The following is a 19,871-nucleotide window of genomic DNA, read 5'->3' on the forward strand; positions in this document are numbered from 1 at the left end:
GTCACCGTTCTCCTTTGGCTGCTTCGAGGGAGTCGATCCACGCGCGGACCGCGGCCGCCGTGGTCCGTGCGTGTTCCTGCAGGAACGAGAAGTGGTCACCCGGTACGTCCACGCGGGTGTGCGGCAGCGGCCAGGACGTCGGCCACTCGTCCGGGTCCGCGCTCGCCGCCATCTCGGGGGTGGGCCGGGTGACGCCCACCAGCAGGGTGGGGGTGTCGACCGGCTCCGGGTCCCAGCCGAGGAACATGCGGGTGTACGCCCCCAGCGCGGCGACGCCGGCGTCCTCGTCCCCAGTGAACTCGGTGCCGCCCAGACGCGGTGCGACGACCGCCGGAAGGGCCAGCAGCCAGTCCTTGGAGCTGTTGCGGTCGTCGATGAGGTAGGTGTCCAGCAGCACCTGCCCGAGGGGTGCGGCCCCCATGGCTTCGAGCCGCCGGGTCACGGCGTGCGCCACGGCGCCACCGGTGCTGGCGCCGACGACCACGCAGGGCCGGTCGCCCACGTGCCGCAGTACCGACTCGGCGTGGGTGACAGCGAGCGTCTCCCGGTCGACCGGCACCGCGCCGCCCGCACCGATGCCGGGGTGCGGGAACTCCAGGACGTCCAACTCGCCCTGGAAACAACCGTGGAAGCGGGCGAACTCCCCGCCCGGGGCGACGAACGGCGGGTGGGTACCGGTGAAGAAGACCAGCACCGGGCCGTCCCCGGAACCGGTCGCGCGCGGCAGCGGCGCAAGCGCGTGCTGCCCGCTGTCGGCGGTGCCGAAGGTCGGGACCGCCCAGGACGCCGTGACCAGCATGTGCATCGCGGCGACCACCTGACCGGCCTCGCAGACCCGCCGGTAGAGCGAGGACAGGGTCTGCGGCGGCCGCGGGCCCGCTGTCGGCTCGGCGTTGTCCGGTGCCGCCGCGGGCAGGTCGTCCTCGAGCAGTTCGAGTACATGGCGGGCCAGCCCCTGAGCCGTCGGGTGCTCGAACACCACGGCGGCGGACAGCCTCAGCCGCAGCGCCATGCTCAGCCGGTTGCGGACCTGCACGGCCATCAGGGAGTCGAAGCCCAGCTCGACGAAGGACTTGCCGGCGGGAAGCGCGTCGGCGTCCGCGTACCCGAGCACCGCCGCGACGTCCGTGCTCATCAACTCGACGAGCCTGCTTTCCCGTTGAGCGGCGGGCACTTCGGCCAGCACCTTGCGCCATGCCCCGGGCTCCCACGGCTGCTCCGGGCCGGGCCCGGCACTCTCGGCGGCAGGCGTACGGGGCCGCACGAGTCCTTGCAGGAGCGGTGGCAGGGGTTCCTGGGCGGAGCGGAGGTGGGCCCGGTCCAGCAGGACGGGCGCCAGCACGGGCTCCCCTTCGCGGAGCGCCGCGTCGAACAGGGCCAGGCCCTGCGCCACGGAGAGCGCCCGTAGCGCGTCACCCCTCCACTGCTGGACGCCGGCCATGCCCCCTCCGGCCTCCCACGGCCCCCACGCCAAGGAGACCGCAGGCAGCCCGAGTCGGGTGCGGTGCCGGGCCAGGGCGTCCAGGAAGGAGTTCGCCGCCGCGTAGTTGCCCTGGCCCGCACGCCCCAACAGGCCGGACACCGAGGAGAACAGGACGAACGCCGACAGGTCCAGGTCCCGGGTCAGCTCGTGCAGGTGCCAGGCCGCGTCCGCCTTCGGGCGCAGCACCGTGGCCATCCGCTCGGGGGTCAGCGCGGTCAGCACGCCGTCGTCCAGCACCCCGGCGGCATGCACCACGGCGGTCAGCGCGGGCGCACAGCCCTTGACCACCTCGGCGAGCGCGGCACGGTCGGCCGCGTCACAGGCCACGATCCGCACTTCGGCGCCCAACTCCTCCAGCTCGCCGCTCAGTTCCTCGGCGCCGGGAGCCTGGGGTCCCTTGCGTCCGGTGAGCAGCAGATGGCGTACGCCGTACGAGGTGACGAGATGGCGGGCGAGTTCCGCACCCAGAGCACCGGTACCGCCGGTGATCAGGACGGTGCCGGACCAGCGAGGGGCGTCGCCGGGGGCGACGCCGGTTGCCTTGGTCAGTCGCGGCACCGTCAACCGGCCGGAGCGGATGGAGAGTTGGGGCTGCCCCGTGGCCACCGCGGCCGGCAGGAGCCGTAGCGACTCGGGCTGTCCGTCCACGTCGACGAGGGTGACGCGCCCGGGCAGCTCGGACTGGGCCGTACGCACCAGTCCCCACACCGCGGCACCGGCCAGGTCCGGTTCCGGTGCGGTCGCGCTGCGGGTCAGCACGACCAGGCGCGAGCCCGCCGTTCTTGGGTCGTCCTGCCAGTCCTGCAGTGTGCGAAGCACCCTGGCCGTCAGCCCGTGTACGGCGGGCAGCGGGTCGGGATCCGTCGTCGGGCCGACGGCCGTGAGGACGACGGTGTCCGGTTCGCGTTCGGACGTGCCCATGACCTCGGGGAGCAGCGCGCGCAGGTCCAGCTCGTCCGGTCCCAGCAGCGCCCAGTGCGCGGGGGTGGTGTGCCGCTCGCCGTCGGACGGTTCGACGGGGGACCAGTCGGGGCGCCACAGGGCATGTCCCACCGCGGCGAACTCGCCGGTCCCGGACGGGAGTTCCCGGGTGACCAGGGATTCCACTCGTGCCACCGGGGTGCCCGTACGGTCGGCGAGCGCCACGGAGACGGAGTCCCCTCCCGCCGGGGCGACCCGTACGCGCAGCTCGGACGCGCCCGTCGCATACAGCCGTACACCGGTCCACGCGAAGGGCACCCGGACGGCGTCGGTGTCGGTGTCGGTTGCCGAGCCTGTCAGCAGTGGCGCGTGCAGTGCCGCGTCCAACAGCGCCGGATGGATCCCGAACCGGTCAGCGCACGTCAACTCCGTCTCGGGCAGCCGGACTTCGGCGAACAGTTCGTCACCGCGCCGCCATACCGACCGTACGCTCCGGAAGGCCGGTCCATAGGCGAGGCCACTGTCCGCCAGGCTGCTGTACGCGTCGGTGAGGTCGACCTCGGTGGCGTCCCGCGGTGGCCATGCCGTGAGGTCCGGGTCCGTCGGCGGAGTCTCCCCGGGGGTCGGGCCGAGCAGGCCGGTGGCGTGCCGGGTCCAGGCGGGCTCTGCGTCCACGTCGGGCCGGGCGTAGAGGTCGAGCGGGCGCCGACCGGACTCGTCCGGCCCGCGCACGACGAGTTGAAGGCGTACGCCCGTGTCCGAGGCGAGGGTGAGCGGGGCCACGACCACGAGTTCGTCGAGGGCGCCGCAGCCGAGTTCGTCGCCCGCGTGCACGGCCAGTTCCACGAACACCGTCGCGGGCACGAGGACCGATCCGGCGATCACATGGTCGGCCAGCCACGGGTGCGTGGTGGCGGAGAGCTGACCGGTGAACACCGTGCGGTCGGTGTCCGGAACGGTGAACGCCGGTCCCAGCAGCGGGTGTTCGTGGCCGGACGCCGGGGGCGCCGGTGTGCGCGGTGCGTCCAGCCAGTACCTGCGACGCTGGAAGGCGTACGTCGGCAGGTCCACCCTGCGGGCCCCGGTACCGGCGAACACCGCAGGCCAGTCGACCCGCGCCCCGTGCACATGGAGCCGGGCCACGGCCGACAGGAGGGACTCCGGCTCACGCTCGCCGCCGCGCGTGGTGGCCGCGAAGAACCGCCCGTCGCCGTCCGTCTCGGTCAGGCAGTCCTCGGCCGCGGCCGTGAGCCCGGCACCGGGGCCGACTTCCAGGAACGCCGAGACCCCGTTGTCCCCGAGCGAACGCACGGTGTCGGCGAACCGCACCGGCAGACGGGCGTGCCGTACCCAGTACTCCGGGGAACACAGCTCCCCGGCCTCGACCGGACGGCCCGTCACGGCCGAGACCACCGGGATGCGCGGTTCCCGGAACACCAGCCCCTCCGCGACCCGGCGGAAGTCGTCGAGCATCGGCTCCACCAGCGGTGAGTGGAAGGCATGGCGGACCCGCAGGCGTACCGTCCGGCGACCGCGTGCCTCGAACCCGACCGCGATCGCGAGCACGGTCTCCCGTACGCCGGAGATCACCACCGAGCGCGGGCCGTTGACGGAGGCGATCGTCACCTGGTCGCCGGCGTGCTCGAGCGCGGCGAGGACCTCCTCCTCCGTCGCGTCCAGGGCCACCATCGCCCCACCGGCGGGCAGGGCCTGCATCAACCGGCCGCGGGCCGCGACCAGTTCAGCCGCGTCGGGCAGATCCAGTACTCCCGCCAAGTGGGCCGCCGCCAGCTCTCCCACGGAGTGGCCGGCCAGGAAGTCGGCGCGCACACCCCAGGACTCCAGCAGCCGGAACAGCGCCACCTCGAACGCGAACAGGCCGGCCTGGGTGAAGTCCGTACGGTCGAGCAGCGCCGCCTCCGGCGAACCCGGCTCCGCGGACAGCACCTGCCCCAGCGGCAGTTCGAGACGGTCGTCGAGCTCGCGGCAGACGTCGTCGAGAGCTGACGCGAAGACGGGGAACGCCCTGCTCAACTCCGCGCCCATACGGACGCGTTGGGCGCCCTGGCCGGTGAAGAGGAAGGCCGTGCGGATGGCCGGATCGGCGACCGCCCGCACCGAGTCGATGCCGTGGCCGCCCTCGGCGAGCGCGTTGAGGGCTGTCAGCATGTGCGCCCGGTCGCCGGGCGGCACCAGCGCCCGGTGGGCGAGCGCCGGCCTCGACACGGCCAGGGAGAAACCGACGTCGGCCGCCGGGAGGCCGGGCCGGGCCGTCAGGTGGTCCGCGAGTCGTCGGGCCTGGGCCCGCAGGGCGCCCTCGTCGGCGCCGGACAGCAGCCAGGGCACCGGCACCGTCGCGGCCTTCGATCCGGCAGCGGGCGTCTGCGGAGGCTCCTCCAGGATCACGTGCGCGTTCGTCCCGCCGATACCGAAGGCCGACACACCGGCCCGGCGCGGCCCGGCGTCCGTGGCCGGCCAGGGGCGGGCCTCGGTCAGCAGTTGCACCCGGCCGGCGGACCAGTCGACGTGCGGGGTGGGCGTCTGCGCGTGCAGGGTCCGGGGGAGCTCCTGGTGGCGCATGGCCTGCACCATCTTGATGACCCCGGCGACCCCGGCGGCCGCCTGGGTGTGACCGAGGTTGGACTTGACCGAGCCGAGCCAAAGCGGCGGCCGGTCCTCGGGCCGCCCCTGGCCGTACGTGGCCAGCACGGCCCGTGCCTCCAGGGGGTCGCCGAGCGTGGTGCCCGTGCCGTGCGCCTCCACCACGTCCACGTCCTGCGGGCGGAGTCCGGCGTCGGCCAACGCGCCGGTGATCAGGCGCTGTTGGGCCTGGCCGTTGGGGGCCGTCAGCCCGTTGGACGCGCCGTCGGAGTTGATCGCGGAGCCGCGCAGCACGGCCAGGACCGGGTGCCCGTGGCGCCGGGCGTCGGAGAGCCGCTCCAGCAGCACCAGGCCCGCGCCCTCACCCCAGGCGGTGCCGTCCGCCGCGGCCGAGAACGACTTGCAGCGGCCGTCGGCGGACAGACCGCGCTGACGACTGAACGCCGTGAAGGGCTTGGGAGTGGCCATCACCGTGACCCCGCCGGCCAGGGCGAGCGAACACTCCCCGGACCGCAGCGCCTTCGCCGCCCAGTGCAGGGCCACCAGCGAGGAGGAGCACGCGGTGTCGATGGTGATCGAGGGCCCGCGCAGGCCGTACACGTACGAGATCCGGCCCGAGGCCACGCTGCCGGCCGAGCCCAGGCCGAGATGGGCCTCCAGTTCGTGCCGGTCGAGGCGGGAGGAGTAGTCGCCGTACATCACGCCCACGAACACGCCGGTGTCGCTCTCGCGGATTGTGGCCGGGTCGATGCCCGCGCGCTCCCAGACCTCCCACGAGGTCTCCAGGAGCAGCCGCTGTTGCGGGTCCATGGCCAGCGCCTCGCGCGGCGAGATCCCGAACAGGCCCGCGTCGAACTCCGCGGCCCGGTGCAGGAATCCGCCGCTGCGCGTGTACGAGGTGCCGATCCGGTCCGGGTCGGGATCGTAGAGGGCGGCCAGGTCCCAGCCTCGGTCGTCCGGGAAGTCCGAGATCGCGTCCCTGCCGTCCGACACCAGCCGCCACAGGTCCTCGGGGGAGTCGACGTCGCCGGGCAGGCGGCAGCCCATGGCGACGATCACCACGGGGTCGTCGTCCTCGGCCGCCCTGATCTCCGGGCCGGAACGCGTCGACGCGCCCGGAGTGAAGAGGGTGCTGTGCACGTGCCGCGCCAACGCGGACGGTGTGGGGTGGTCGAAGACCAGCGTCGAGGGGAGCCGCAGTCCGGTCGCCTCGCCGAGCCGGTCGATGAGCGTGACGGCGCCCACGGACGTCAGGCCGAGATCGGTGAACGGGCCGTCGGCGTCGAGCCGTTCGTACGGTCCGCTGTCGCAGACCGCGGCCGTCTGAGCGAGCACCGCCTCGCGCAGCGCGCGCTCCCGCCCCTCCGGCGGCAGGGACAGCAGCCGCTGCCGCAGGGAGCCCGCGGCGGCCGTGGGGGAGGAGGGCACGGAGGGCGTCGGGCGGACGCCGGCCGCGGGCCGGGCCGCTCCCGTGACGACCGCGTGGCGGGCGATCTTGCCGGACGCCGTGCGCGGGACGGCCGCGATCTCGCGGATCTCCACGGGCAGTTTGTACTCGGACAGCCGGGCGCGGCACTCGTCCAGTACCTGCCGCGGCTCGAATCCCTCCGGTCCCGGAACGACGTAGGCCACCGGGACCTCGCCGAGGACGTCGTGCGGAATGCCCACCACGACCACGTCCCGCACGCCGGCACAGCGCAGCAGGGCCTGTTCGATCTCCGTGGGGTGGATGTTCTCCCCGCCGCGGATGATCAGCTCGCTGACCCGGCCGGTGAGCGTGAGATGACCGTGTTCGACGCGCCGGCCGAGATCCCCGGTGCGGTACCAGCCGTCCCGCAGCGCGGCAGCGGTCTCCTCCGGCCGGTTGTGGTAACCGGTCATGAGGCTCGGACCGCGTACCCATATCTCGCCCTCGTCGCCGTCCGCGACATCGTTGCCAGAGCCCGGATCGACGACCCGCACCTCCATGCCCGGGACCGGCGACCCGCAGGAACCGTCGACCCGGGGCCCGCCCGGACGGTTCACCGCGATCATGCCGCAGGTCTCGGTGCTGCCGTACGCGTCGAGGAGCGGAGCCCCCAACAGGTCCTCCACCGCCCGGCGCAGGGCCGGTGCGCTTGGCGCGCCCGCCACGACGCAGGTCCGCAGACCCGGCGGGATCGGTGTCGGCGCCTCCTGGGCCGACGCCAGCAGCCGGTGGTAGGTGGCGGGCACCCCGGCCAGGACGGTGTAAGGGCCGGACAGGGCTTCGTGGGGTGAGCGCAGCTCCCGCAACAGGCCGTCGGGCGGCAGGAGTTCGGCGGTGATCCGGGCGCTCGCGCCGACGGCGGTGACGCCCAGGACGGCGAGGGAGTGCCCAAAGCTGTGGAACAGCGGCAGCGGCCAGAGCAGCCGGTCCTCGGACGAGAGCCCGAAGAGCGGGGCGTAACAGGCTGCCGCCGACCACAGGGCCGCGCGCTGCGTGGACAGGACGCCCTTGGGGCGGTGGGTGGTGCCGGAGGTGTACAGCATCCAGGCCGGCTCGTCGAGCCCGAGGTCGTCCCGGGGCGGCGGGGCGGAAGAGGGCTCGTCGGCTATCGCACTGAAGAGGACCGTGCCGTCCGGGGCGTCCTCGGGGACCGGACCCGTGCCGGTGAGCAGGACGCGCGTACGGCGGTGTCCGGGACCGAGGCGGTGCAGCCGGGCCAGGTGCGCGGGATCGGTGACGAGGACCGAGGCGCCGCTGTCATCGAGGAAGTGGGCGAGTTCGGCGTCGGAGGACCGGGGGTTGAGCGGGACGCCGACCGCCCCCGCCCTGACCACGGCCAGCACGCTCTCCACCGTCTCCACGCAGTTGCCCAGGCAGATCGCGACCCGGTCGCCGCGCCGAAGGCCCGCGTGGGCGAGGTACGCGGCCAGGCGTCCGGTGCGCCGCTCCAATTCCCCGTAGGTGACGGCACGCAGGTCGTCGGCGAACGCCACACGTGACGGTGACTTGACGGCGTGCGCCTTCAGCAGCTCCGGCAGTGGCCGGATCAGCCCCTCCTGCGTCATCTCTCCGCCCCTCCGGCGCGTGCCGCGGCACGGCGACCGTCAATCCCCTCGCAGGCCAACGGGGTTGAGCCTACGGGGAGGACGGCCGGGTGATCGCGCATTCCGGCGGGGTGGCGTACGGGCGCGGCGCGGAGGGCTCACTGCGGACCGGGCTCCGCGGGGGGCCAGCCGTGGCTGTACGGTCCCTGCGGCGCCTGGTCCTGCATGTGTTCGGCCGCGACGCGCGCTTCGGTCACGACGTCACCGCGCTCACGTATCAGGCTTTCGTAGACCGGGAGATGATCGTTTGCGGTTGGGTCGGGGGTCACCTGGATTCCAATCTGACGCTTTGCTTTTCCTGTATTTCTGCGTCAGCGGCCCGCTGCCGCGTTACCCGCTCGCCGGACATCCCGAATATCGGCACCGGTTGTTCAACTTGCCCAAATGTGTGAGCGCAATGCTTCTTCGTTTCTTCACGAAGCCTTGGTGATGCCCACCGTCGCGTCCTTGTCGCCCTTCCCGCGCAGCGCGATCACGCTCAGGAGACAGCAGGCCAGGGCCGCGATCCCGCAGACCACATAGCCGATCGCGTAGCCGTTGCCGAGGGCTTCCAGGGCGATGGGGACCGCGCCTCCCGGAGGGGACGACGGCGGGACCGAGTTGGAGGCGAGGGGGCCGCCCTCCGCCGCGACCTGTCCGGCGGCCGCCTTGACCTCGGCGGAGAGGTTGGCGGTGGCCAGCTTCGACGTGAACTCGTCGGCCGCGCGGCTGAGGGCGATCGCGCCGATGACCGCCGGGCCGAGCGTGAAGCCGAAGTCACGCAGCAGGCTCGTGGAGGCGCTCGCCATGCCCGCGTAGTGAACCTCCACCGTGTTGACGGCAGTTGCGGTGATGGAGGAGACCGTGAGCGCGAAGCCGATGCCGACCAGGCCGATGGGGAGGATGAGCGAGGTCAGGGCGCGGTCGTGGACCGAGAGAGTGGCGGCGAGGAAGTCTCCCGTCGCCATCAGCCCGAGACCGGCGCCGAGCACCCACCGCGCGCTGACCTTTTCCAGCAGCCGGGAGATCACCGGCATCAGCAGCAACGTCCAGACGTTGAGCAGGATGAACGCGAACGAGCCGCGCAGGGGGCTCTGATGCTGGATCGGGCCGAGCCGGATGCTGGTCGCGTACGCGGTGCCGAGGTAGCTGAACATGCCGACCACCGCGACGAACGACGCCACCGCGAACGCCCTGTTCTTGAACAGGTCCAGCCTCAACAGCGGGGACGCGGCCCGGCGTTCGGCCACCACGAACAGGCCGATGAACAGTACGGCGGCGACGTACGCGATCACCACCGGTGTCGCGGTCCAGCCGTCCGCCGGGCCCTGGATCACCGCGTACAGCAGGGCGAACATGCCGACGCCGATGGTGATCTGGCCCGCCAGGTCCAGTGAACGGCCTTCCGGAGCACTGGAGTTGTGCGCCAGCAGCTGGCTGAGCACGGTGCTGATCAGGGCCAGGCCGGTGACGACGACGAAGGCCCAGCGCCAGGAGCCGTAGTTGCCGGTGATGCCGCCCAGGACGGGGGCGACGAAGCCGCCGCTGGACAGGGCCGCGGCCCAGATCGTGATGGTGCGGGCGCGGTCCTTGGCCGAGTGCGTGCCCGCGGCGATCATCGCGAGCGAGGTCGGGAACAGCGCGGCCGCGCCCAGACCGGCGATGGCCTGGCCCACCCAGAGCATGTGGATGCCGGTGCTGGCGGCGGCCAGCGCCTCGCCGGCCACCAGCAGGGCACCGCCGCCGACCAGCAGCCGCTTGCGGCCGAAGAGGTCGCCGAGGACGCCGAAGGTCAGCTCCAGGACGGAGACGGGCAGCAGGAACGCGTCCGAGATCCAGGTCAGCTGCGAACCGACGGGATGCAGGTCCTCCTGGAAGAGCCCGTTCAGTGTGGCCGGCATGGCCAGGGCGATCTGCGCCAGACAGACCGCGAAGCAGCCGGCGACGAGTGTGCCGACGGGCAGGCCGCCGGATGGTTGCGAGGTGGCGGAGGGATCGCCTTGGGTGCGCGTTTCGGTGGACACGTGTGCTCCCCTTTGAGCGGCTTGGGCGGCTTCGAGCGATGGGGGGACGCCGAGAACGCGATGAATGTAGGGCAGTTTTTCGACGGCGGTCAATAGATTGCCCAGTATCGATGGGCATGCCTGTGCGCATCGGGTGCCACCGGATGTCCGGGCGGTCCTACGGGGCGGCCACCGCGATCACGTCCAGCGCGCCGGCGGCCTCCCGGCGGGCCGGTTCCGCGCAGCGGCGCGCCAGCTCGTGGAACCGCTCCTCCGCGCGGGCCGCCGGCCAGTCCTCGGGCAGGTGCTCGGCGGGCAGATGCGGATCCTGGCGGACCTGGTCCAGCCAGTCGGTGTGCAGCGACAACTGCCGTACGAGCGCGCCCATCTCGCCCGAGTCGGGGGCGTCGTCCGTGCTCCACCGGGCCAGGAACGCCTCGTACCCCTTGGCGACGGAGTCCACGTCGAACGCAGTGTGCAGGACCGTCCGGGCGTCGGTCGGGGCGACGGCCGTGGCTCCCTGGAAGACCTTCAGACACGCCTCGATGCCGAGCCCCGCGACTACCTCCGGCACGTCCACGGTGCCGGGCGCCACCCACAGGCCGTTCTGCAACGGGCCGAAACCGCTCCACACCAGCCGGGACCGCAGATCGTGCCGCTCGCTGCGCCAGGCCTCCGGGAGGGAGAAGCCGACGAGGGTCCAGGTGCCGTCCCAGTCGCGGTTGACCGCGCCGGTGCGCCAGATCCGGTCGTGCCCGTCCCGCAGCACACGGGTGGCCCGTGCCGTCGGCCCGAAGTACGTCTTGCGGCCCCGCCGATGCCGTTCCAGCAGGCCGCGTTTGACCATGCGGGTCAGCGTGGACCGTACGGCGTCCTCGGTGATCCCGGCCTGCCCGAACACCTCGATCAGGCTGCTCGCCGACAGGGCGAGGTCCCGGCCGAGCGCGTGGATACCGAAGAAGGTCAGCATCAGCGACTGCGGCCGGGGTGCGCTACCCGCCTGATCGGAGCTGGTCACGGGGCAAGGGTAGATCCGCTTCGGGATGCCCGGGCGGTCGGGGGCGGCGAGCCGCTCGCGCGACGGCCGTCCCCGCCCGGAGTGCGGCAACGGGGTCGGCCGCCTCGTCCAGCTCGATGAGGACGATGCCGGCGCCGGGCGTGCGTGCCATGGCGTCGGCCCATCCTCGCCAGTCCACGATGCCCGTGCCCAGCTCGGTCATGTAGGGCTGCTGCTGGGCGAAGACCGTGTCGTCGATGGTGAGTTCGACGTCGATCGGTCTGACCGCGTCCTTCCAGTGCGCCAGTGCGACGCGCTGGGTGTGGCGACGCGCGACGGCCACGGGATCGCCTCCGCCGAGTGCGATGTGGCAGGAGTCGGGGCACAGCCACACGTAGCGCGGGTCGGTCAGGGCCATGAACAGGTCGATGTCCCGCTCGTACCAGAGCGTGCTGTTGGACTCCGTGTGGAAGGCGAGCCGGATGCCGTGCTGGGCGACGGCCTCACCGACGACGTGGGCGATGTCGGCCATCCGCGTCATGTACGGGGCATCGACGAAGAAGGGCGGGCGCGTGCCGAACGTCGTGCGCATGGGCAGGCCCGCGATGAGCAGGTCCGCCCCGACCTCGGAGAGGAAGGACGCGCGTCGTTCGGCGTCGGCGACGATCGCGGGCAGGTTGTCGCCGTGCCGCCAGTCGGGCGCGTCGCTGTCGGCGATGAAGGCGCTCACGACGGACAGACCTCGGGCCGCGAGTTCGTGGCGGAAGGCCGGTGCGCTGCCGAATGCGCGCAGGGCCGAGTCGATGTCACCGGGAGCAAACGTCAGCTCGATACCGGTGACGCCGGCCTCGGCGAGCGCCTCCATCACCCCTTCCCAGAAGCGCTCAGGGTTCCGGAGAGCCCATGCGCGCACGGCGTCGCCGGAGTCGAGGCCCCAGAAGTCGGGGTGGTAGAAGGTGATGACGTCGGTCGCGAAACGAGGTGTCACTCGGCTCCTCCGCGAGCGTTGTAGACGACGATGCCGCCGTCGGCGTCGACGGCCTCCCGGTAGCCCCGGAAGACGGCCAGCGCCTCGTCGCGGAGCACGTCCCCGGTGACCTTGATACCGCGGGCCTCGAACTGCTCGGCCCAGTCCGCGCCGAGCGGGCCCTCGTCGAACGTGGTGATCTTCTCCAGTTCCGGGCCCTCTCCGGCAACCACGAGGCCACGCACCCCGGACCACATGGTCGCGCCGTAACACTGAATGCACGGACGCCAGTTGACGACCAGCTCGTGCGTCGGCATCCCGTCGCCGCCGAGGTCCCAGCCGCCGGTCGCCGTCTGGGCCAGTCCGAGCGCGACGACCTCGGCGTGCGCACTGGAGACGCCGGTGGCGAGCACGACGTTGACGCCGACCGAGACGATCCGGCCGGTGTCCTGCTCGGCGACGAGTGCCGCGAACGGGCCGCCGTTGCCCTCACGCCAGTTGCGGTCGGCCAGGCGGTGCACGAGGCGCATCCGGTCGTCGCGGTCGGGGAGGACGGCGGGCACGTCGGCCAGTTCGTCGTCGATCCACGCGGGCAGGGCCACGCGGTATTCCTTGGCGATGTCGATCACGGTCGGGCTTCCTCTCAGTGTGCGGCGAGCGCGGTGTTGCGTGCGGCGACGGCACGAGCCGCCCGTACGGCGGTGACCGCGCCGGTCAGCGTGACGTTGGCGGCCATCGCGGTGGGGATCACGCCGTTGCCGGCGAGGTACAGGTTGTCGAAGCCCCACACCCTGCCGTCCGGGTCGCACACGCTGGTGCCGTCGTCGGTGACACCGGCCCGGACGGTGCCGGTCAGGTGCAGCGACGAGCCGGGCGGGAGCAGCGCGCACTCGGTCGCCGGATCGAACGGGCCGAACTCCTCGGCCAGCGACCGGACTTCGGCGAGCGCCCGCCCAATCAGCGCACGGTCGGCCTCGGAGTAGCCGAACTCGAGGCCGATCCGTGGCATCCCGGCGAGGTCGGTGTCGGCCTCCGAGAACACGAGCCGGTTCTCGGGGCGCGACTCGACGGGGGCGTACAGCGAGAGGCCGACGGAGTGTGCGAGCGGACGGCCGTCGTCGTCCACGTACGTCCGGTTCATGATCTGGCCGTGGAACGGCTGCGCCGCACCGTTGTGCGGCAGCCAGAGCGAGTCCGTGCTGAACTCGCCCGCCCGCGGCAGGGGCAGGGCGGCACGGTCGAGGCCGAACCGGTCGAGGTCGAGCAGCACCCGGGCGGTGATGAACGCGTGCTCGTTGAGGTGGCGGCCCAGTGCCTCGGGACGGATGCCCGAGGCGAACAGCAGTTGCGGGGTGCGCAGTGCGTCGGCGCACACCACCACGGCGTCCGCGAGGAGTTCCGAGTCGGCGCCGTCGGCGATACGACGCAGCCGGGCGCCCGCGATCCGGCCGTCGGAGACGAGGAGGGAGGTCGCGAGCGTGCCGGTCACGAGGGTGAAGGCCGGGTCCCCGCCCGTCGCGATCGCGGGGAAGATCGTCCCGGGGGCGGTGCGTGGCATGGGACCCCGGGCCGTCGCGTTGACCGCCATGGGCATCGGCTGCGGCTGCCGGTCGGCCGGCCCGATGCCGTCGTAGCGTTGGCGCAGTACGTCAAGTACCAGCCGCCCCACCTCAGTCGGTCCGATCGCGCCGGGCGTGACCGCGAGCATGTGGCGCGCGGCGTCCAGGTCCGCCGCCCAGCGGTTCGGGTCGCCGAAGTCGAACACCTCGTCCCCGGCGGGCCACGGCGTCGCGGCGGTCCAGTGCACGCCCATGCCGCCCGCGTTCCACGCGAGCGCGGCATGAGGCATGGCCTCGGCGTCCTCGCCGAAGGCGAGCGCGTGGTACATGCCGGGCGGGATGCCGGTGAGACTGTCCGCGACCTCGCGCACCACCTCGGCGCCCGTGTACATGCCCTGGATGCCGGTGGCGACCTGTTCGTTGTAGCGCGACCACAGGACGGGGTCGTCGAGGTCGTGCAGGTGCAGGCCGGGCGCCTCACCGATCGCGCTGCCGCCGTCGACCATGGTGATCTCCAGCGACGGATCGGTCTCGCGCAGCAGCCGGGCCACGAGGGATCCCATGATGCCGCTGCCCACGATGAGGACGTCGGCGCGAGGGGTGTGGGTCACAGTGAGACTCCGTGGTCGGTGCTGTGGGGGGAGGGGTGAGACGTGATCACGTGCTCGGGGCGATCGGGCCGAACAGCTCGGTGTCCATACGGTCGAGCGCCAGCTTGACGGCGCCGACGAGCGCGGCGTCGCGGCCCAGGCCCGTCGCCCGGAGCTCGACCGCGGGGGTGCGGGCGCGGCGCAGTGCCTCGCGCACCCGAGGCAGCAGCACATCGGCCGCGTCCTCCAGACCGCCGCCCAGCACGATGAGCGACGGTGCGACCGTCCACGACAGGGTCGTGAGGATCGACGCGATGTTCGCCACGAGTTCGTCGACTTCCGCGAGGGCGGTGACATCGCCCGCACGGGCCGCGTCGAACCGGTCGAGAGCGACACGCCGTTGGGCACGTTCCGGCGAGGTGAGCCATGCCACCGGGTGGTCCTCCAGCGAGCCGGTCGGTATCGACGCCGCCTCGACGATCTCGCCCGCGGCACCGTCCAGACCGCGGTGCACGGCACCCCGTATGAGGATGCCGAGACCGGTGCGGTTGCCGAGGATCGCCCACACGACGGTGTCGTGGTCTGCGGCCACGCCCCGCCAACGCTCCCCGAGTGCGCCGAGGTTGGAGTCGTTGTCCGCGAACCAGGGCACCCGGATGCGTCGCGTGAGTTCGTCGGGCAGGTGCACGCCGGCCCACCGGCTCGTGTGCACCAGGCGCCGTACGACTCCAGCGTCGTCGATGGCGCCGCCGCTCGCGACCGCGCCGGCCCGCAGTCGGTCCACCGACGCGCCCGCGTCACTGAGCGCTTCGTGCACCAGCGACGCCACGTCGTCGAGCGCGAGCTGCGGATCCTGGTAGGCGCGTAGCGGCCCGTGCGCACGGCCGACGATGCGGCCGCGGACGTCGGCGACGACCGCCGAAACGTCCTCGGTGGTGATCTGCGCGGCCGCCAACAGCGCGTGTTCGGCGCGCAGTTCGTAGCGGCGGGCGGGGCGTCCGGCGCTGCCGCTGAGCGGCACGCGGTCCAGCTCGTTCACCCAGCCCGCCTCGACGAGCGAGTCCAGGACGAGCTCGATGGTGCGGCGGGACAGCGAGGTCCGCTCCGCGAGCTCGGTGAGCGTCGTCGGCTCGGCCGACACCGCGAGCGCGCGCAGGATCACCGAGGTGTTGACCCGTCGTACGGCGCTCTGGTTCATTCCGGACATCAGCACGCTTCCACCACCGCTCGTGCCACAGGGTCGAAAGCGCCCGTGGTGTCGGCCGCGAGCGCCGCACCGGGCCGACCGTACTCGCGGGCCGGATCGCCGAGCGTCCCGGTCGCCTTCGCCCAGGACGGGTCCTGACCGCGGACGAAGTCGACGAGATCGGCGTGCATCAGCGTGGCCAGTTCCGCGGGTGGGTTGGGTCCGAGCGCCTGCGCGACGCCCGGTGCGTCGAGTACGTCGAAGAAGTACGGGATGTCGGTGCAGTGCGCCGCGCCGCCGAGTACAGGGGAGGGCCACTCGAAGGAGTAGAGCCAGGTGCCGGCGGTGGTGGTGCGCCGGGCGGCCGCCGTGCTGGGACAGGCGGCGCGGAACAGAGTGTCGGTGGTGCGGGTGCCCGCCGCGCGGGCGGCGGCGCGTTCGGCCGCGCCGAGGGGACCGTCGAACTCGTCGCCCGTGGCACCGAGCAGCAGGGGTACGTCGTGCCCGTGCGCCCCGAGCCCCGCGAGGATGGTCACGGGCAGGATGTCGTTGCCCACGCCCGGCCCGAGCACGAGTGCCTCCGCTGCTCGCAACTCGCGTACGCACCACTGCAGTTGCTCAACCGTGCGGCGTGCGAATCCCTCGCGCGTCGGCGGCACGGCGAGCCTGTCTCCGAGCCGTTCGAGGTAGGCATGAGCAGCGTCCGCCGCCACCTCGAAGTGCCCTCCGGACAGGCTGACCGCCCGTCGGAAGCGCCCTCTTGTCGCCGGCGACGAGAGCAGCGCCAACACCGCCCCGCCGCCGGCCGACTGCCCGGCCAGGGTGACCCGGCCCGGATCACCGCCGAATGCGGCGATGTTCTCCTGCACCCAGTCGAGAGCGAGCAGCAGATCGCGCAGTCCGCGATTGGCGGGTGCGTCGTCCAGCGGGGCGAACCCGTCGACGCCCAGCCGGTATCCGACCGTCACGGTGACGACCCCGTCGCGGGCGAAGGAACGCCCGTCGTACCACGGGCTCGCCGGGCTCCCCGCGAGGAAGCCGCCTCCGTGGACCCACACCAGGACCGGACAGCGTTCGGCGTCGACCGGGGTGACCACGCTCAGATTCAGCACATCGTCGCCTGGCACCGATGGCTCCGGGACAGTGGTCGTCTCGGACAGCGGCACGACTTGCGCCGTGGCGCCATGCCGCGACGCGTCGTAGGGCTCCGAGAACCGGCCGCGGGGGACCGGTGCCGCGAACCGCCGTACACCGACGGGCGGTTCGGCGTAGGGGATGCCGAGAAAGCGCCTCACAGGGCCGAGACGCCGGCCGACGATCGTGCCGGCAGGAGCCTGCACGGTGTCTGTTGTGGTCACCGCATCCCCGTTCCGGCGACGCCCTGCACGAAGTACCGCTGCAAGCACAGGAAGAGCACGAGCACCGGCAGCATCACGACGATCGCACCGGCGAGCATCAGGCCGTAGTCCGTGACGTGCGCGGCAGCCTGGCTGGTGGCGGCGAGGCCCACCGGCAGCGTGTAACTCGACATGCTCTGGGCGACGATGAGCGGCCAGATGAAGTTGTTCCACGAGAACAGGAAGGACATGATCGTGATCGTCGCGACCGCGGGACCGGCCAGCGGGAGGAAGATGCGGAAGAAGATCCGGAACTCGCCCGCGCCGTCGATCCGGGCGGCCTCCAGCAGTTCGTCGGGAACCGACATCGCGTACTGCCGCATGATGAACACCGACAGGGGCAGCGCCATGGCGGGCAGTGCGATACCGGGGAGGGTGTCCGCCAGGCCCAGGTCGACGGTGATGACGAACTGTGTGATGAACACCGAGGTGATCGGCACCATCATCGCCGCCATCACCGCGCCGAACGCCAGCCGCTTGCCCGCGAATTCGAGCTTGGCCAGCGCGTAGCCGGCGGCCGAGGCCGCCACGACGTTGCCGACGACCACCATCACGGCGACGACGACGCTGTTGACCAGCCACCTCCCGAAGCCCTGGGTCCTGAAAAGACGGACGAAGTTGTCCAGGGTGACATGGCGAGGGAGCCAGGCGCCGGGGTCGGAGCGGATCTCGTCGAGGCTGCGCAGCGAGCCGCTGACCACCCAGACGAACGGCAGCAGCGTGAGCAGCGCGCACAGCAACAGCCCGGCGTACAGCAGAGGTTGGGATACGGAGCGGGGACGCACGGCGATCCGCTCGGTGGTCGGTTCGGCGTTCTGCAACGCGGCGACGGCGGTCATGAGCGAGGCCTCAGCAGTCGGAACTGGACGATGCTCACCAGTGCGACGAGGACGATCATCACGAAGGACGCGGCCGAGGACACACCCAGCTCGCCGGCCCCGAACTGGTGGTAGGTGTACAGCGCGACCGACTCGGTGGAGCCGAGCGGGCCGCCGTTGGTGAGCAGGTACGGCTCGTCGAACACCTGCAGGTAGAAGACGGTCAGCAGCACGGAGACCATGAGGGTGGTGGGTAGCAGCAGCGGCAGCGTGATGTGCCTCAACTGCCGCCATCTGCCTGCCCCGTCGAGAGAGGCCGCCTCGTACACGTCCTGCGGGATCGCCTGCAGGCCGGCGAGGAACAGGACCATCGCGGTACCGAAGTTGCGCCACACACCGAGCAGGATGACCACGGGCATGGCCAGGTGCTGGTCGTCCAGCCAGTTCGGACCGCCGAAACCCACGGCCCCGAGCACCTTGTTGACGGTGCCGTTCGCGTTGAAGGCGTACTGCCAGATCAGTGCGACCGCCACGACGTTCGTGACGACCGGGGCGAAGAACACCGTGCGGAAGGCGCCGCGCAGCCGCCGGATGCCGGAGTTCAGCGCGACGGCCAGCGCGAATCCGGCCGCCATGGTCAGCGGTACGCCGACGGCCACGAACAGCGCGGTGTTGAGGATGTCCCGCAGGAAACTGTCGTCCTGGAACAGACGGAGGTAGTTGTCCAGGCCGGTGAAGTTCACCGCGAGCGGATGGCGCAGGTCCGAACCCCGCAGATCGGTGAGGCTGAAGCCGAGGGCGGAGACGGTGGGGATCGCGGTGTAGAGCAGGAAGACGACGGTGAACGGCGCGAGGAACAGCCAGGCGACCGCCGTCCGACGGGCGCCCCGGGAGCGACGCGTCCCGCCGCGCGTCCCCGGGCCGATGGTGGTGGTCATTCGCGGATCACTTCGCGCCCGTGCCGAGACTCTCGGCGTACGACTGCACGTTCGCCGCGGCCTTCGCGGCGCTCTCCGTCCCCTTGGCGACGGCCTCCATCTCCTTGCCCAGCCGGGTGGCGACCTGCTGCCAGGTGCTCACCTGCGGGAACGCCCGGGTGTTCTTCAGCTGTGTGAGGAAGGCATCGAGGAGCGGCTGGCTCTTGATGGCGGAGTCGTCCCAGGCGGAGATGACCGCCGGCAGTGAGCTGTACGCCTTGTACTGCGCGACCTGGGTGCTCGGCTTCGAGATGTGGCGAATCAGCTTCCACGACGCCTCCGCGTTGGAGCTGTCGGCGAGCACGCCCCAGCTGCCGCCGGCGGAGAAGGAGGAGCTGCCCGAGGCCCCGGCCGGCAGCGGTGCGGTGGCGACGTGGGACGCCGTCCAACCGGTCTTCTTCGCGGCGGTGTCGAGCTGACCGATGACCCATGGGCCCGTGATCATCGTGGCGGTCTTGCCGGAGACGAAGTACGGCTGAGCGTCGAGGAAGGTGGGCCCGCTGGTGTCGGCGACGCTCGAGGTGAAGAACGACGCGTTGTACTTGAGCGCGTCGACCATCGCCGGCGTGTCGAGGGTCCACTTGCCGTCGGAGGAGAGCAGTGAGCCGCCGGCCTGCCAGGCGTACATCGCGACGTCCTGGCCGTTGAAGATGTCCCAGCCGATGTCGGCCCCGAGGCCGTGTCCGGCGCCGGCGCCCTGGAGCGCCTTGAAGAACGGCACCATCTCGTCCCACGTGGTCGGCGCCTTGGCTCCGGCCTTCTTGGCGAGGTCGGAGCGGTAGACGAGGGCGTAGGTGTAGGCGTACCAGGGCACCGTGTAGGCGACGTCCTTGACCACTCCGGCGTTCCAGAGGCTCTTGAAGAAGCTGTCCGGATCGACGAGGCCGTCCGGTACGGACCGCAGGATCGACGAATCGAGGAACTGCGCCTGCGACTCGGGGAAGAACTGGGCGACGTCTGGTCCCTTGCCCGCCGCGATCGCCGACTGGAGCTTGGTGTAGTACTCGGCGTTCGGGATCAGCGTGAACTTCACGGTGACGTCGGGGTTCGCGGCCTTGAAGGGCTTGATGACCTCGTCGAGGACGTCGGCATCGCCCTGGGCGGCCCACACCTTGACGGTGCCGGTGGCCGGGGAGGCGTCGATGGGTGTGGCGGAGGCTTTCGCGGCGGCGGTGTCACTGCCGCGTCCGCAGCCCGTCAGGGCGAAGGCGCCGGTGAGCGCCATGCCCGCGGTCAGCTTCAGGGCGCCACGTCTGGAGAGATCGGACACTCGGGACTCCTGTCTCATGAAGGCGATGAGGACAGTGATGGGATTTCGGGG

At 72.0% G+C, this 19,871-nt stretch carries 11 protein-coding genes; all 11 read right to left on the reverse strand.

Annotation, left to right across the window (positions count from 1 at the left end; all coding sequences use genetic code 11):
• Nucleotide 1: 1 nt before the first annotated feature.
• The 11 genes from OG303_RS43295 to OG303_RS43345 all read right to left on the reverse strand — a co-directional run bounded on the left by OG303_RS43295 (nucleotide 2) and on the right by OG303_RS43345 (nucleotide 19,820).
• Entirely contained in the window at nucleotides 2-8,038 is an 8,037-nt protein-coding gene (locus tag OG303_RS43295; protein WP_405875392.1) for a type I polyketide synthase, read from the reverse strand.
• A gap of 452 nt (nucleotides 8,039-8,490) precedes the next feature.
• Nucleotides 8,491-10,080, reverse strand: a complete 1,590-nt coding sequence (locus tag OG303_RS43300; protein WP_405875393.1) for an MFS transporter — start codon at nucleotides 10,078-10,080, stop codon at nucleotides 8,491-8,493.
• Nucleotides 10,081-10,237: 157 nt separating this feature from the next.
• Complete coding sequence (locus OG303_RS43305) at nucleotides 10,238-11,077, reverse strand: PaaX family transcriptional regulator C-terminal domain-containing protein (protein WP_405875394.1); 840 nt, start codon at nucleotides 11,075-11,077, stop codon at nucleotides 10,238-10,240.
• Nucleotides 11,052-12,044 carry a sugar phosphate isomerase/epimerase family protein gene (locus tag OG303_RS43310; RefSeq protein ID WP_405875395.1) on the reverse strand — a complete coding sequence of 331 codons (993 nt, stop codon included), beginning with the start codon at nucleotides 12,042-12,044 and terminating at the stop codon, nucleotides 11,052-11,054. Before OG303_RS43310 ends, OG303_RS43305 begins: the two co-directional genes overlap by 26 nt.
• Nucleotides 12,041-12,652: a nucleoside deaminase gene (locus OG303_RS43315; protein ID WP_405875396.1), complete on the reverse strand. Its 612-nt coding sequence runs from the start codon at nucleotides 12,650-12,652 to the stop codon at nucleotides 12,041-12,043. The genes OG303_RS43310 and OG303_RS43315 overlap by 4 nt, the downstream gene beginning before the upstream one ends.
• Nucleotides 12,653-12,666: 14 nt before the next feature.
• Nucleotides 12,667-14,193 carry a GMC oxidoreductase gene (locus OG303_RS43320; RefSeq protein ID WP_405875397.1) on the reverse strand — a complete coding sequence of 509 codons (1,527 nt, stop codon included), beginning with the start codon at nucleotides 14,191-14,193 and terminating at the stop codon, nucleotides 12,667-12,669.
• Nucleotides 14,194-14,239: 46 nt separating this feature from the next.
• The gene (locus OG303_RS43325; protein WP_405877762.1) at nucleotides 14,240-15,370 is read right to left on the reverse strand and encodes an ROK family protein; all 1,131 of its coding nucleotides are present in this window, start codon (nucleotides 15,368-15,370) and stop codon (nucleotides 14,240-14,242) included.
• Nucleotides 15,371-15,378: 8 nt separating this feature from the next.
• Nucleotides 15,379-16,716, reverse strand: coding sequence for a carboxylesterase family protein (locus OG303_RS43330; RefSeq protein ID WP_405875398.1), 1,338 nt, complete (start codon nucleotides 16,714-16,716; stop codon nucleotides 15,379-15,381).
• Complete coding sequence (locus OG303_RS43335; protein ID WP_405875399.1) at nucleotides 16,713-17,594, reverse strand: carbohydrate ABC transporter permease; 882 nt, start codon at nucleotides 17,592-17,594, stop codon at nucleotides 16,713-16,715. The genes OG303_RS43330 and OG303_RS43335 overlap by 4 nt, the downstream gene beginning before the upstream one ends.
• A complete protein-coding gene (locus OG303_RS43340) occupies nucleotides 17,591-18,511 on the reverse strand; it encodes a carbohydrate ABC transporter permease (protein WP_405875400.1) in 921 nt (306 codons plus the stop codon). The genes OG303_RS43335 and OG303_RS43340 overlap by 4 nt, the downstream gene beginning before the upstream one ends.
• Nucleotides 18,512-18,518: 7 nt before the next feature.
• The gene (locus OG303_RS43345; protein WP_405875401.1) at nucleotides 18,519-19,820 is read right to left on the reverse strand and encodes an extracellular solute-binding protein; all 1,302 of its coding nucleotides are present in this window, start codon (nucleotides 19,818-19,820) and stop codon (nucleotides 18,519-18,521) included.
• Nucleotides 19,821-19,871 lie beyond the last annotated feature (51 nt).

It is taken from the genome of Streptomyces sp. NBC_00005, assembly GCF_045160215.1.
Lineage (GTDB): Bacteria > Actinomycetota > Actinomycetes > Streptomycetales > Streptomycetaceae > Streptomyces.

Coding starts and splice junctions, on each gene's coding strand:
- OG303_RS43295 (WP_405875392.1), bottom strand. CDS start 8,038: ATGACGCAGGAGGGGCTGATCCGGCCACTGCCGGAGCTGCTGAAGGCG.
- OG303_RS43325 (WP_405877762.1), bottom strand. CDS start 15,370: ATGAACCAGAGCGCCGTACGACGGGTCAACACCTCGGTGATCCTGCGC.
- OG303_RS43335 (WP_405875399.1), bottom strand. CDS start 17,594: ATGACCGCCGTCGCCGCGTTGCAGAACGCCGAACCGACCACCGAGCGG.
- OG303_RS43340 (WP_405875400.1), bottom strand. CDS start 18,511: ATGACCACCACCATCGGCCCGGGGACGCGCGGCGGGACGCGTCGCTCC.